14 protein-coding genes are annotated in these 13,343 nt (G+C 71.4%); 12 read left to right on the top strand and 2 right to left on the bottom strand.

The window, feature by feature from the left end:
- Positions 1–88 precede the first annotated feature (88 nt).
- On the top strand, positions 89–1,096 hold the full coding sequence (locus AB0H83_RS08610) for a 1-aminocyclopropane-1-carboxylate deaminase (protein ID WP_360089078.1): 1,008 nt from the start codon (positions 89–91) through the stop codon (positions 1,094–1,096).
- A 268-nt stretch (positions 1,097–1,364) separates the two neighbouring features.
- The gene (locus tag AB0H83_RS08605; RefSeq protein WP_360089075.1) at positions 1,365–1,592 is read left to right on the top strand and encodes a hypothetical protein; all 228 of its coding nucleotides are present in this window, start codon (positions 1,365–1,367) and stop codon (positions 1,590–1,592) included.
- 134 nt (positions 1,593–1,726) lie between these two features.
- Here AB0H83_RS08605 and AB0H83_RS08600 read toward each other — a convergent pair whose 3' ends face one another.
- A complete protein-coding gene (locus AB0H83_RS08600) occupies positions 1,727–2,416 on the bottom strand; it encodes a GntR family transcriptional regulator (protein WP_360089072.1) in 690 nt (229 codons plus the stop codon).
- A 295-nt stretch (positions 2,417–2,711) separates the two neighbouring features.
- Here AB0H83_RS08600 and AB0H83_RS08595 point away from each other — a divergent pair, with 295 nt between their 5' ends.
- From AB0H83_RS08595 to AB0H83_RS08550, 10 genes are all read left to right on the top strand, one after another.
- Entirely contained in the window at positions 2,712–3,512 is an 801-nt protein-coding gene (locus AB0H83_RS08595; protein WP_360089334.1) for a threonine/serine exporter family protein, read from the top strand.
- A 217-nt stretch (positions 3,513–3,729) separates the two neighbouring features.
- Positions 3,730–4,494: an FCD domain-containing protein gene (locus tag AB0H83_RS08590; protein WP_360089069.1), complete on the top strand. Its 765-nt coding sequence runs from the start codon at positions 3,730–3,732 to the stop codon at positions 4,492–4,494.
- Positions 4,487–4,858, top strand: a complete 372-nt coding sequence (locus tag AB0H83_RS08585) for a cupin domain-containing protein (protein WP_360089066.1) — start codon at positions 4,487–4,489, stop codon at positions 4,856–4,858. The genes AB0H83_RS08590 and AB0H83_RS08585 overlap by 8 nt, the downstream gene beginning before the upstream one ends.
- A gap of 4 nt (positions 4,859–4,862) precedes the next feature.
- On the top strand, positions 4,863–5,336 hold the full coding sequence (locus AB0H83_RS08580) for a cupin domain-containing protein (protein ID WP_360089063.1): 474 nt from the start codon (positions 4,863–4,865) through the stop codon (positions 5,334–5,336).
- Positions 5,333–6,577 carry an amidohydrolase family protein gene (locus tag AB0H83_RS08575; protein WP_360089060.1) on the top strand — a complete coding sequence of 415 codons (1,245 nt, stop codon included), beginning with the start codon at positions 5,333–5,335 and terminating at the stop codon, positions 6,575–6,577. Before AB0H83_RS08580 ends, AB0H83_RS08575 begins: the two co-directional genes overlap by 4 nt.
- Positions 6,578–6,623: 46 nt before the next feature.
- A complete protein-coding gene (locus AB0H83_RS08570) occupies positions 6,624–7,622 on the top strand; it encodes an ABC transporter substrate-binding protein (protein WP_360089057.1) in 999 nt (332 codons plus the stop codon).
- The gene (locus AB0H83_RS08565) at positions 7,609–8,448 is read left to right on the top strand and encodes an ABC transporter permease (RefSeq protein ID WP_360089054.1); all 840 of its coding nucleotides are present in this window, start codon (positions 7,609–7,611) and stop codon (positions 8,446–8,448) included. Before AB0H83_RS08570 ends, AB0H83_RS08565 begins: the two co-directional genes overlap by 14 nt.
- The gene (locus AB0H83_RS08560) at positions 8,445–9,224 is read left to right on the top strand and encodes an ABC transporter ATP-binding protein (RefSeq protein WP_360089051.1); all 780 of its coding nucleotides are present in this window, start codon (positions 8,445–8,447) and stop codon (positions 9,222–9,224) included. The genes AB0H83_RS08565 and AB0H83_RS08560 overlap by 4 nt, the downstream gene beginning before the upstream one ends.
- Entirely contained in the window at positions 9,221–9,949 is a 729-nt protein-coding gene (locus AB0H83_RS08555; RefSeq protein ID WP_360089047.1) for an aldolase/citrate lyase family protein, read from the top strand. The genes AB0H83_RS08560 and AB0H83_RS08555 overlap by 4 nt, the downstream gene beginning before the upstream one ends.
- A 104-nt stretch (positions 9,950–10,053) precedes the next feature.
- A complete protein-coding gene (locus tag AB0H83_RS08550; RefSeq protein WP_360089331.1) occupies positions 10,054–12,312 on the top strand; it encodes a pyruvate dehydrogenase in 2,259 nt (752 codons plus the stop codon).
- A 74-nt stretch (positions 12,313–12,386) separates the two neighbouring features.
- On the opposite strand, the gene AB0H83_RS08545 is transcribed toward AB0H83_RS08550, so the two are convergent.
- Positions 12,387–13,280: an SDR family NAD(P)-dependent oxidoreductase gene (locus AB0H83_RS08545; protein WP_360089045.1), complete on the bottom strand. Its 894-nt coding sequence runs from the start codon at positions 13,278–13,280 to the stop codon at positions 12,387–12,389.
- Positions 13,281–13,343: the final 63 nt, after the last annotated feature.

The following is a 13,343-nucleotide window of genomic DNA, read 5'->3' as shown; positions in this document are numbered from 1 at the left end:
CGCCGGCCGGTTTGCTTGACAGATTCAACGTGTGCTGCGTGCAATATATTGCACGCAGCACACTGCTGCGGCTTCCAAGGAGGCCCACATGCCCCTCGAATCATTCGAGCGCTACCCGCTGCTGTTCGGTCCGAGCCCGGTCCACCCGCTGGACCGGCTCAGCGAACACCTCGGCGGACCCCGCATCTGGGCCAAACGGGAGGACTGCAACAGCGGGCTCGCCTTCGGCGGCAACAAGACCCGCAAGCTGGAGTACCTGATCCCCGACGCGCTCGCGCAGGGAGCCGACACCCTGGTCAGCATCGGCGGCGTCCAGTCCAACCACACCCGCCAGGTGGCCGCGGTGGCCGCCCGGGCGGGCCTGAAGGCCGTCCTGGTCCAGGAGAGCTGGGTCGACTGGCCGGACGCGGTCAACGACAAGGTCGGCAACATCCTGCTGTCGCGCATCATGGGCGCCGACGTCCGGCTGGTCCAGGCCGGCTTCGGCATCGGCTTCAAGGACAGCTGGCACCAGGCCCTGGAAGACGTCCGTGCGGGCGGCGGCACGCCGTACGCGATCCCGGCCGGCGCCTCCGACCACCCGCTCGGCGGCCTCGGCTTCGCCAACTGGGCCTACGAGGTCCAGCAGCAGGAGCGCGAGCTCGGCGTCTTCTTCGACACGATCATCGTCTGCAGCGTCACCGGCAGCACCCAGGCCGGCATGATCGCCGGGTTCGCGGGCCAGGACCTGCCCCGTCGCGTGCTGGGCATCGACGCCTCCGCGAAGATCGCCGAGACCCGCGCGCAGGTCGAGAAGATCGCCCGCGACACCGCCGAACGCATCGGCCTCGGCCGGGACCTGCGCGACGATGAGATCACGATCCTGGAAGGCTGGGCCGGCGACCTGTACGGCGTGCCCGTGCAGTCCACGATCGACGCGATCCGGCTCACCGGGCGGCTCGAGGGCATGGTCATCGACCCGGTCTACGAGGGCAAGTCCATGGCCGGGCTCATCGACCTCGTCCGGCGCGGAGACCTGCCGAAGGGCTCCAACGTGCTGTACGTGCACCTCGGCGGCCAGCCCGCGCTCAACGCGTACAGCGGCGTGTTCCGGTGACCCAGCCGCGGCCCGTCAACCAGTCGCTGGCCGCGGTGCCGTCCGGCACCGCCGCCCGCGAGCGGCGGCGGCGACAGGTCGTCGCCGGCGCCTACGCCCTGCGGCGCGCGGCGACCGGCCGTCACCATCGCCGCCATGGGCGCCACGGTCCCGCAGGCCCTCGCCGCGGCCGACCGGCTGGCCGAGCTCGACCTCGATGCCGACGTGATCTGCGTGACCAGCCCGGACCTGCTCTTCCGGGCGCTGCAGAGCCGCCGCGGGCGAGCGGATGCCCCGCCTGGATTCTCGGCCAGGTCTTCCCCGCCGAGCGGGCCGCCCCGCTGGTCACGCTGCTCGCCCGCACACCCTGGCGTTCCTGGCCACCGTCAACAACGTCCCGGTCATCACGCTCGGCGTCAGCCGCTTCGGACAGTCCGGGGCGCTGGAGGAGGTGTACCGCCATCACGGCATCGACACCGACGCCGTGGTGGGCGCCGCCCTGGACCTCGCCGGGTAGCCGCGCGACGGGCCGACCGGCGCGAGGCCGGCGCGAGGCTGGCGGCGGGCGGCGGATCCGGGCCTACCGCACCGAGCGCGGCCTGAGCGTCTCGGCGCCGGCGCAGCGGGCGTGACCTCGCGCTGTCAGGCCTGTCAGCGCTCGCCGGATCCGTGCTCGTCCTCGTCGAACTCTGCTTCCAGCAGAGGCGCCAGGGTCTGCCAGTTGATGCGGGTCGCGGCGACCGCGCCCTCGACGTCGCCGGCCTCGCACAGCGCGATGATGCGCTCGTGCTGGGCGATCGAGCCGCGGCCGGTCAGCGACGAGAACCGCAGCCGCTCCAGCCGTCGCAGCGCGGGCGTGAACTGCTCCAGCACCGACTGCAGCGCCGCGTTGGCCGAGGCGGCGACCGTGATCCCGTGGAATTCGTCGTCGGCGGCGAGGGCCGCGGTGACGTCGTTGGCCCGCAGCGCCTCGGCGAACCGGGCGTTGGCCTGGCGCATCGCATCCAGCTCGGCGGCGGACAGGTTGGGCAGCGCCTCGCGCACGGCCAGCTCGTGCATCGCGGTGGTCACCGACTGGGCGCCGCGCAGCGCCCGCAGGTCCAGCGGACTGACCATGGTGTAGCGGCCGGGTTTGGTGCGCACCAGGCCGGCCTCTTCGAGCCGGGCCAGCGCCTCGCGCACCGGGGTGCGGCTGACGCCGAGCCACTGCGCGAGTTCCAGATCGTTGAGCCGCTCGCCGGGGCCCAGGGTGCCGTCGACGATCGCGTCCCGGATCATCCGGAAGGCGTCGTCGCGCAGCAGCGAGCGGGCAACGATGCCAGAGCGCGCAGGAATCGGCATGCAATATATTGCACAGTTCCTCGGGGTGGTGTCAAGAACGACTCCGCTCCGACGGTTCGGCATCGATCGAACGACCTATTCGCTCCCCGCGATCTGCGTGCTTCGCTGCCGCGCCGATGGGCCCTCGACGCCGGGGGTCCGAGGACCAGATCCCGGTACCGCCGCATCCACAAGGATCTCTTATGACACACATCCTGCGCCGGGTGCGGGGCAGACTGCGCCGCGAAGCGCGTGCCGTGGTTCGCGCCGAACTGCCCGCCGATGAGCGACTGCCTGCGAGCCAGGCAGCGGTGCCATCGGATGCTCATGTGGTGCAGGTGCTCGACCCGGGCATGGGGGTCGGCGAGGTGTTGCTGTCCAGCGGCGAGCCCGTGGCGGAGGTCTCCTCGGCGATGACCCGGCTCGCCGCGGCCTACGGCTGTCCACAGTGGACGTGGACGTCACCTTCGACGCGATCACCGTGTGCTGCCGGCGTGGGCCGGATGCCACGCCGGTCACCACGATGCGGGTCGCGCAGTACAGGACGACAGATCTCACCCGGCTCACCGTCGTCACCCGCATCGTCGACCAGGTGGCGGGCGGCAGATTGTCTGTGGCGGACGCTGCCGCCACGCTGACCGCCGCGATCACCGCCGGCCACCCGTATCGCGCTGGGTGGCCACCGCCGGATGGGCCGGACTGGCCGCCGCCCGGGGCGCTCATGCTCGGCGGATCCCCGCTGATCGGGCTGACCGCCGTCATCGTGACGGCCGGAGCCGTCGGCGGGGTCGGCTGGGCGGTCTTCGCAGCGCTCACCGCGTTCGCGCACTTCGGGCCGGTCCTGGCGACGGGCACTGCGGGCGCGGTGGTCGGCGTCGCGGCTGGCATCGCCCGCCGCAGCCCGAAGATGCACCCGCAGGTCATGCTCCTGTCCGGCATCATCCCGCTGCTGCCGGGTTTCGCCATCTACCGCGGCTTCTACCAGTTGGCCACCCAGCACATGGTCGACGGCATGCTCACCTTGACGCTTGCCGCAACGAGTGGCCTCGCCCTCGCCGCCGGTGTGGCGTTTGGCGACGGCATCGCCGGTCCCAGAAGGCATCCATCGGGTGGCTGACTGGTGCGCGCTCAGGGTGGTCCTGCAGGTCGAGCGCGCCATCGATGCGCGCTGCTCTCCTCGCCCGCGGCGGCCCCCCCCGCTGGCGCATCGACCCACCTGTATGGGTCCTGAACTGCGTAAATACTGGATTTCGGCTCTTGACATGATGCTAGGGGCTCCTGCGATATTGGACGGACCAATTTCCAACAGGTCGGACCGGATCGAGGAGTTGCTTGTGTCTGCCGTAGAGGCTGTGCGGGACCAGATCCTGGCCCTTCTCGCCGAGACGCATGCCGCGGGTGAGGTGAAACTGCCCAGCGAGCGGGCCCTGGCCACCCGGTTCTCCGTGAGCCGCTCCACCGTGCGTGAAGCGCTGCGCGGCCTCGCCGACCAGGGGGGCATCGTCGCCAACCACGGCTCCGCCTGGGTGGTGCAGACCGGCACGAAACAGCTCGTCCAGGCGCTCGGCCTGCAGCTGCAGTTCGGCGAGCTGACGCACGACCAACTGCTGGAGAGCCGCCTCGTGATCGAGCCGCCGGTGGCGTCGCTCGCCGCGCAGCGGCGCAGCGTCGAGGATCTGGCCGAGCTCCAGCGGCTGTACCTCTTCATGAGCGAGGCGGAGACCGACGCGGAGTTCCTCCGTTACGACATCGCCTTCCACGAGCAGCTGGCCCGGTGCACCGGCAACGGATACTTCGTGCTCGCGGTCACGCCGCTGCTGGTCACGCTCAGCGAGACCCGGCAGGAGAGCCTGGTCGAGCAGTCCCGGCGCCCCATGGTGCTCGATGAGCACCGCACGATCCTCGACGCGATCCACGCCCGCGACTCGGCGGCGGCCGGCTCGGCGATGCGGGAGCACATCGGCTCGTTCGCCCGCAGCGTCGGCCTCGCGATCCCCATGGACACCGTCGCACCACGCCGGCGCAGCGCCGGCAACAGCACCGCGCGACCGCGGAAGGCAGCGGCCGCACAGCGCCAACCGAAGGAGAGCGATGGCTGAGCCACGTCCGTTTCTCACCGAACCGGCAATCTGCCTCAATACCGCCGGCGGCGTGCAGATCGCCACGCCCCCGCGGCTGAACCTGATCGTGGGAACACAGCTGATGGCCGTGAAGCTGGTGCTGCCCGCAGGCTTCGACCACCCCTGGCACAACCATCCGGAGCACGAGTCGATGGGTGTCGTGGTGCGGGGCCGGGTGCGCATGCGGATCGGCGACGACGACGACATCGAGCTCGGCCCTGGCGACGTCTGGCACCACCCGGTCGGGGTCTACCACTCCACTCACGCGCCGGAAGAGGCGTGGGTGGTCGAGATGCACAGCCCGTTACGACCAGATCTGGTCGGACTGCGAGACAAGGAGTAGATGCATGGGCATCCAGGTGATACGACAGGCTGACCTGAAGCCCTTCTGGGGCAGCACCAACGCCGGCGTCCCCGGCCACGGACGTTGGATCGTCACGCCGGTCGGCGGACCCGAGGGCTACCTGCACATGAACCGCGACGATCCCGGCGCGGTCACCACCGAGTCGTGCACCGGAGGGCTCATCGTCCTGCCGTCGGGCGTCTCCTCGCCCGGCCTGCACGTCCACAACGACTTCGACGAGATCTACGTCGTGGTCTCCGGTCGCGTCGCGGCGATCGGCCCGGACGGCAAGGACCAGCACCTCGGCGAGATGGACTGGGTGTGGATTCCTCGCGGCACCAACCACGGGCTGCGCAACTCGGGCTTCAACGACGCTCGCGTGATCTACTTCCAGACCGGCGTCGAGCGGGCGGGCTTCCAGACCGGGCAGGCCGAGAACCTCGGCGGCTCGAACTGGCTGCTGGGCGACAACTCATGACACGCACAGTGATTCACGGCGGAGCCGTCTTCGACGGCATCGCCCGTGGTTCGCGCCCGGCGACGGTGGTGCTCGAGGACGGTCTCATCGCCGAGGTTCTCGACGACGGGCCCGTCCCGGCCGGGGACGTCACGATCGACGCGTCCGGCGCCACGGTGCTGCCGGGACTGACCAATGCGCACGTGCACCTGTCGTTCATGTACATGACCGGTGACGTCAGCAAGGTGCTCACCCGCGCCGACGCCGACCTCTACGCCCACGCGTTCCGTGTCGCCAAGGTCCTGCTGGCCCAGGGCATCACACTGGCCCGGGACATGGCCGGCCCGCGCGGCATCCACCTCGCCGTGCGCGACATCATCAAGGACGGCCGGCTTCTCGGCCCGACGGTCATCGCCTGCGGCAGCCCGCTGGTGGCCTCCGGCCGGCACGCCTGGTCGGTGTGCGCGGAGGCGGACGGCCCGGACGAGATGATCGCCGCGGTGCGGCACCAGTTCAAGGCCGGTGCCGACTTCATCAAGCTCATGGCGAGCGACGACCCGGTGGTCGCGCCGGACGGCACGCACACCCTGCCCGGCTTCTCGCCCGAGGAGGTCGCCGCCGCCTACGCCGAGGTACGCCGGCACGGCGCGCTCGCCTGCTGCCACGTGATGGGCGAGGAGGCGATCCGTACGGTCCTCGACAACGGCGCCGACATCATCGATCACGGCCACTATCTCACGGACGAGTTGGCGCGCCGGATGGCCGCCGACGGGGTGTACCTGACGCCGACCATCAGTTCGTACGACGTGCAGACCGCGCACCCCAGGTTCGACCGCGGCAAGGACTGGGCCGACCGGCACGCGCCGCTGATCCCGCCGCACAAGTCCGCCGTCCGGGCCGCCGTCGACGCCGGGGTGAAGATGCTGGTGGGCACGGACACGGTCGGCTGCTACGCCGAGGAGGTCGCGCTGTTGCGCGAGGCGGGCGTGGACCCGCACGACTCGTTGCTGGCCTGCACCAGGTGGCCGGCCGAGGCGTTCCGCATGGCCGACCGGCACGGGACGATCGCGCCGGGCCTGCGCGCCGACATCGCCATCGTCGACGGCGACCCGCTGGCCGACCCCTACGCGCTGGAGCGGGTCCGCCAGGTCATCAAGGGTGGCGAGCTGTACGAGTCGGCACAGCTCGTCGCGGACGAGCGGCGTTACCGCACCAACATCTGGGAGCTCGCGCTCTCGCCGAAGCCGGCCGACGCCGACTGATTGCCCCGAAACCAGCATCAGCCCCCTCAGTTGGGAGTTACGGCACATGAGATCACGCATCGTCCAGCTGGCCACCGCTTTAGGTGCGGCCACCGTCCTCGCCGTCGCCGGCTGTAGCAGCGATTCCGGCTCCGAATCCGGCTCTGGTTCCTCCGCCGCCGCCACCGATCCCGTCAACATCCGTGTGGGCATCATCAAGGCGTCGGCATGCGCCCCGACCACCCTCTGGGAGAAGCACCTTCCCAAGGGTTCCAAGGTCACCACGACCTACTACACCGCACCGGCCGACCAGGTCACCGCGCTGCTCGCCGGCAGCATCGACGTGGCCTGCACCGGCCTGACCATCGCGATCGTGGCCAACGCGCAGACCCAGCCGATCAGGGTCATCGCCCAGACCGCCACCAAGGGCACCGGCGTCATCGTCGGCACCAACAGTGGCATCAACTCCGTCGCCGACCTGCGCGGCAAGACCATCGGCTACGCGCCGAACTCGATCCACGACGTGGTCGCCCGCCAGCTGCTCGTGGGCGCGGGTATGAACCCCGGCACGGACGTGAAGCTGGTCAAGGTCGGCCTCGCCGACATGCCGACCGCACTGTGCGACAAGCAGGTCGACGCCTTCGTCGGCAACGAGCCGAACGCCTCGGTCGCCATCATCAAGGGTTGCGGGCGATCCCTGGTCGCGCCGTACGACACCCCGATCGGCACCATCAACGCCGGCATTCTGACCAGCCAGGACGTCATCGACAAGAAGTCGAACCTGGTCCAGAACGTGGTGGCGGCGCAGGCCAAGGCGGTTGACGAGATCGTCGCCAACCCCGGCCTGGTGCCCACGGTCGCCGAGGCGTGGGGCGCGGACCGCGCCGCCACCGAGAAGTCGCTGGAGAATCTCGCCTTCGCCTGGAAGATCGACGACACCTTCGTCAAGAACTACCAGGAACTGGCCGTCCAGCTCAAGGCGATCGGCCTGGTGACCAAGGACGTGGACGTCAAACCGATCGTCAACGACACGTACAGCAAGGCAGTGGGCAGTGGCGGCTCTTGACCCGCCGCAGCGCCAGCCGCGCTCCGCGGCGGTGCGGTGGGGGATCGGCGGGAGCCGGTTCACCCGCATCGCCGTGGGGGCGGTGCTGCCGCTGATCATCCTGCTGCTGTGGCAGTTCTGGGCACCGCACGTCTTCACCTCCTTCCAGCTGCCCAGCCCGGCCAAGGTGGTGGAGGGCGCCAACACCTACATCTTCGGGCCGCGTAACGGCGTGCAGTACTCCGGTACGTTCGTCACAGACCTGTGGGCCAGCCTGCAGCGCGTGATCGGCGGGTTCCTCGTCGGTGCCCTGGTCGGCGTGCCGGTGGGCCTCGCGGTCGGCTTCTCCCGGATGGCTGCGGCGCTCCTCGAGCCCATGATCGGCCTGCTGCGCAGCGTCCCGGGCATCTGCTGGTTGCCGCTGGCGCTGATCTGGTTCGGGTTCGGCACGCCGTCCGCGGTGTTCCTGATCTCGCTCGGCTCGTTCTTCCCGATCGCGCTGTCCACCATCCAGGGCGTGCGGTTCATCGAGCCCAACCTGATCCGCGCCGCCCGTACGCTGGGCGCCAGCACGCTGCAGGCCGTCCGGACGGTGGCGCTGCCGGCCTCGATCCCCTCCGTGCTCAACGGACTCCGGCTCGGTCTGGCCTACTCCTGGATCTACATGATCCTGGGGGAGTTCACCGGCGTGAACGAGGGGCTCGGTGCGTCGTTGCTGCTGGCCCGGGAAAGCCTGCGCCCCGACATCATCATCTCCCTGATGGTCCTCATCGGCCTGCTGGGCGTGCTCAGTGACGCGCCGGTGCAGTGGCTGCTGCGTCGAGTGTTCAGGACGGACGTGCGATGAGTGATCTGGTCCGTTTCGACGGGGTCAGCAAGGAGTTCACCGACGCCCGGTCCAAGAACGTCACCAAGGCGTTGGACCGGCTGGACCTGGGCATCGCGGAGTCGCAGTTCGTCTGCGTGGTCGGTCCGAGCGGCTGCGGCAAGTCCACGTTGTTGTCGGCCGCGGCGGGCATCGAGCCGCCGACCACCGGCAAGGTGTGGTTCGACGGCGAGGCCGTGACGGGTCCGCACCACAGCCGCGGCATGGTGTTCCAGGACGGCGCGGTGTTTCCCTGGCTGACCGCGCTGGAGAACGTCTGCTACGGCCCCACCGTGCGTGGCATGGGCAAGAAGGAAGCCACCGCCAAGGCCCGCGAGGTGCTCGCCGCGGTGGGCCTGTCGGGATTCGAGAGCCACTATCCGCGCCAGCTCTCCGGCGGCATGCGCCAGCGGGTCGCGATCGCCCGGTCACTGGCGAACGAGCCGCGCCTGCTGCTGATGGACGAGCCGTTCGGCGCACTGGACGCGCAGACCCGGCTCACGTTGCAGGACCTGCTGCTGCGGGTACGGGAGTCGTACCGGGGCACGGTGCTGTTCGTGACCCACGACGTGGACGAGGCGATCCTGCTGGGCGACCGGGTGGTCGTGCTCAGCAGGCGCCCCGGCCGCGTGGTGCTGGACCTCATCGTCGACCTTCCCCGGCCGCGTACCTCGGAGGTGGAGATGGAGGAGACCTTCCTGACCATCAAGCGGCAGGTTCGTGAGGCGCTGCGCGGCGGCACGGAGGTAACTGCGTGAGCGGGCCGGAGCGTAGCGGAGGGGGCGATCAGCGAAGGCGCGGGGCGGGCTTCCTCGGCACGGCGGTGCTCACCCCGACGGCCGATCCGGTCGTGGTGGAGCTGCTGGCGCGCGACGTCGACGCCGTCATCCTCGACCTGGAGCACGGCGCGATCGCCGACGCCGATGCCGGGACCGCGGCGGTCGTCGCGCACGCGAACGGGGCACGCATCGCGATCCGCGTCGCGGTCTCGGAGCCGGCCCGGGCGGCGCGGTTCCTCGACGCCGGCGGCGACGGCGTGATCGCGGCGCGGGTCGACGACACGGACACGGCAAGGGCGTGGGTCGCGGCCGTCTCGCCGCCGCCGCGGGGACATCGTGGCGTCGGGGCGACCCGGGCCACCAGATACGGCCGGCGGGCCGAGGTGCTCGGCCCGCCGTGGGTGTGCGCGCAGATCGAGACCGGCCGTGGCCTTGCAGAGCTGGAACAGATCGCCGGCGTCCCCGGCATCGACGCACTGCTCGTGGGTGAGCGGGACCTGAGCTACGCCCTGGGCATCCCGGGCGAGCTGGCGCATCCGCAGATCGCCGCGGCCCACGTCGCGGTCGTCGAGGCGGCCCGCCGGCACGGGCTGTCCTACGTCGCCGTCAGCGGACGGCTGACCGCCGCCGTGGCGGTGCCGGACCTGTTGATTTTGGCGTTCAACACCGTCATAGAACGAGGCATTCGGGAGGTACGGTCGTGATCGAGGCAGCACAGGGCACCGGCGTCGATCAGACGCCGCCGGTGGATCGGGCGGTCCCGCTGCTCGAGGAGATCTCGCGCCGGGTGCTGTGGCTCGCCACCCGCATGGTGGACAGCGCCAACCATGACCGGGACACCGCGGACGGGGTGAAGGTCGGTGGGCACCAGGCGTCGTCGGCGTCGATGGTGTCGGTGCTGACCACGCTCTACTTCGCGCACCTCGACGCGGCCGACCGGGTCAGCGTCAAGCCGCACGCGTCACCGGTCTTCCATGCCATCGAGTACCTGCTCGGCCGGCTGGACCGGTCGTACCTCACCCGGCTGCGGGCCCTGGGCGGGCTCCAGTCCTACCCCAGCCGCACCAAGGACCCGGATCAGGTCGACTTCTCCACCGGCTCGGTCGGGCTGGGCGCCGCAGCGCCCCTGTTCGCCGCCGCCGTGCGCCGTTACGTCGACGCGCACTTCGGGGCCCGGCCGCACAGCCGCTTCATCGCCCTGCTCGGCGACGCCGAACTGGACGAGGGCAACGTGTGGGAGGCGGTCGCCGACACCGCCACCGCCGGCCTCGGCAACGTCACCTGGATCGTCGACCTCAACCGGCAGTCGCTGGACCGGATCGTGCCCGGCGTCCGGATCGGGCAGTGGGACGGGCTGTTCCAGGCGGCCGGCTGGCACACCGTCGAGGTCAAGTACGGACGCCGGCTGCAGAGCGCCTTCGCCCGGCCCGGCGGAGACGCACTGCGGGCCTGGCTGGACGCGATGCCGAACGAGCGCTACCAGGCCCTGTTCGGGATGAGCCCCAGCGTGGCACGGGCACAGTTCTGCGAGGGCGCGCCGGACGAGGTCGTCGAACTGCTGCGTGCGGTGCCGGACGCGGAGCTGCTCCCGCTCCTCACCGACCTTGCCGGGCATGACCCGGCGAGCATCCTGGAGGCGCTGCGGGCCGCCGACGCGGTCACCGACCGGCCGAGCGTCATCTTCCTGTACACCGTGAAGGGCTGGGGCCTGCCGATCGCGGGCAACGCGCGCAACCACTCCGCCCTGCTCACGACCGAACAGATCGCCACGCTGCGGGCCGCCAACGGGCTGACCGAGGCCACCGAGTGGGACCGCCTCGACCCGGCCACGCCGGCCGGGGCGCTGGTGGAGCGCCGGCGCGCGGAGCTGACCCGCCCGGCCCGTCGCCAGGCAGATCCGGTCACCGTGCCGGCCGGCACCGGGCTGCGGTCGAGCCGCCCGCTGTCCACCCAGGAGGCGTTCGGCCGGGTGCTGGTGAACCTGAGCCGCGTACCGGAGGTCGCGCCGCTGCTGGTGACCACCGCGCCGGACGTGGCGACGTCGACCAACCTGGCCGGCTTCGTGAACCGTGCCGGGGTGTTCTCGCCGCAACCGCGGCAGTCCTGGACCGACGACGCGGTGCTGCGCTGGACCGAGAGCCCGTCCGGCCAGCACATCGAGCTCGGCATCGCCGAGATGAACGTGTTCCTCCTGCTCGGTCAGCTCGGCCTGGCCTGGGACCTGTCCGACCAGCCACTGCTGCCGATCGGCACGGTCTACGATCCGTTCGTCTGCCGCGGGCTGGACGCGTTCATCTACGCCACCTACTCGGGCTCCCGGTTCGTCGTGGCGGGCACCCCGTCGGGCATCACGCTCGCGCCCGAGGGTGGTGCGCACCAGTCCACGATCACCCCGTCGATCGGGCTGGAGCTGCCCGGCGTCGAGCTGCTCGAGCCGGCCTACGTGACCGCGCTCGACTGGCAGCTGTGCGACGCGCTGGGGCGCATCGCCCGGCAGGAGCCCGGCGCCTACTACCTGCGGCTGAGCACCCGGCCGCTGGATCAGGCGCCGTTCGAGGCGGCCCGGGAGCGGCTCGGCGACGCGGTGCTGCGCCAGCAGGTGCTCGCCGGCGCCTACCGGCTGGTCGACGCGAGCGAGCTGGCCGCGACCGGAGCGCCCGTGGTGACGCTCGCCGCGACCGGCGCGGTGCTGCCGGAGACGCTCGCCGCCGCGGCGGAACTGGCGGAGGAGGGCGTCGCCGCGCACGTCGTCGACGTGACCTCGCTGGATCGCGTCTATCACGGGTGGCGCGGGGCCATCCGGGACGGAGTGCGCTCGGCCCGGCCGCCCGCTCAGCCCGGCGTCCTGCGCACGGCGTTCCCCGCCGGCGTGCCGGTCGTGACGGTGCACGACGCCTCCTCGCACGCGATGGCGTGGCTGGGCTCCGCGCTCGGCGTCGCCTGCGTGCCGATGGGCGTGGACTCGTTCGGCCAGTCGGGCTCGGTGCAGGAGCTGTACCGGGTGCATGACCTCGCGCCCGGCGCGATCGTCAACGCCGCGCTCGCGGCGCTGTCGCTGTCCAGCTGAACGGACGGCGCCGGGGCCGGAGCGGATACCAGCAGTCGCCTGGCATCCGCTCCGGCCCCGGCCGCCGTCACGGGTCACCCGCTGAACAGGTCTCCGATCGGGGCCGGCTCGTGCCGGGTACCGTCGCCCTGGAAGAGATCCGCGCGCAACTGCAGGGCCGAGGCCGCCGACCAGTCGTCGGGCTGGCGGGCCGTGTGCCGCGGGGCCCAGGTCTGCATCCGCTGCACGGTCTGGCCGAACACCACGAAGACCTGCCCGGTGATGTCCTCGCCGCTGGGCGCGGCGAGCCAGGCGACCAGCGCGGCGACCCGCTCGGCCGGCAACGGGTCGCCGCCGGCGGCCGGCGCCGCGCCGAACGCGGCCTCGCTCATCGGGGTCCGCGCCCGCGGCGCGATCGCGTTGACGCAGACGTCGTACCGGGCCAACTCGGCGGCCAGCGTCAGGGTCATCGCCGCCAGGCCGGCCTTGGCGGCCGCGTAGTTGCTCTGTCCCGCGTTGCCGTACAGGCCGGATTCGCTGCTGGTGTTGATGATCCGTCGGCCGGGCTGCCGTGGTTGCGCCCGCCAGTGCCGGGCGAACGCGCGGCTCAGCCGGAACGGTGCGGTCAGGTTGACCGCGATGACCGCGTCCCAGTCCTCGTCGCTGAGGTTGAAGACCATCCGGTCCCGGATGATGCCGGCGTTGTTGACCAGGATGGAGACCGGGCGGCCGAGCCCTTCGGCCGCGGCGAGGATGTGTTCGGCCGCGCCCGGTTCGGTGACGTCCGCCGCGCAGGACGCGGCGACACCGCCGTCGGCGCGGATCGCGTCGGCCAGCGCACCGGTGTCGGTGCGGTCCACACAGAGCACGGCCGCGCCGCGCCGCGCGAGCAGCCGGGCCTCGGCGGCGCCGATGCCCTGCGCGGCACCGGTGACGACGCAGGTGTGGCCGTCGAGGTCCAGCGCACCGTCCGGGGCAGTGTGGCTCATGCCGTCACCTCCGCTGCGCTCCGGCGCCGGCCTGAGCTCCACCCTGCGCCCATGATTCGCAGC

This window comes from Dactylosporangium sp. NPDC050688, assembly GCF_040654515.1.
Lineage (GTDB): Bacteria > Actinomycetota > Actinomycetes > Mycobacteriales > Micromonosporaceae > Dactylosporangium.
The sequence above is the reverse complement of the archived record's forward strand: the minus strand, read 5'-3'. Positions and strand labels throughout refer to the sequence as shown.

Bases quoted from the DNA above. Each gene is read 5' to 3' on its own strand.
- AB0H83_RS08575 (WP_360089060.1), top strand. From the start codon at position 5,333: ATGACACGCACAGTGATTCACGGCGGAGCCGTCTTCGACGGCATCGCC.
- AB0H83_RS08610 (WP_360089078.1), top strand. From the start codon at position 89: ATGCCCCTCGAATCATTCGAGCGCTACCCGCTGCTGTTCGGTCCGAGC.
- AB0H83_RS08545 (WP_360089045.1), bottom strand. From the start codon at position 13,280: ATGAGCCACACTGCCCCGGACGGTGCGCTGGACCTCGACGGCCACACC.
- AB0H83_RS08570 (WP_360089057.1), top strand. From the start codon at position 6,624: ATGAGATCACGCATCGTCCAGCTGGCCACCGCTTTAGGTGCGGCCACC.
- AB0H83_RS08600 (WP_360089072.1), bottom strand. From the start codon at position 2,416: ATGCCGATTCCTGCGCGCTCTGGCATCGTTGCCCGCTCGCTGCTGCGC.
- AB0H83_RS08560 (WP_360089051.1), top strand. From the start codon at position 8,445: ATGAGTGATCTGGTCCGTTTCGACGGGGTCAGCAAGGAGTTCACCGAC.
- AB0H83_RS08605 (WP_360089075.1), top strand. From the start codon at position 1,365: ATGCCCCGCCTGGATTCTCGGCCAGGTCTTCCCCGCCGAGCGGGCCGC.
- AB0H83_RS08550 (WP_360089331.1), top strand. From the start codon at position 10,054: ATGGTGGACAGCGCCAACCATGACCGGGACACCGCGGACGGGGTGAAG.
- AB0H83_RS08585 (WP_360089066.1), top strand. From the start codon at position 4,487: ATGGCTGAGCCACGTCCGTTTCTCACCGAACCGGCAATCTGCCTCAAT.
- AB0H83_RS08580 (WP_360089063.1), top strand. From the start codon at position 4,863: ATGGGCATCCAGGTGATACGACAGGCTGACCTGAAGCCCTTCTGGGGC.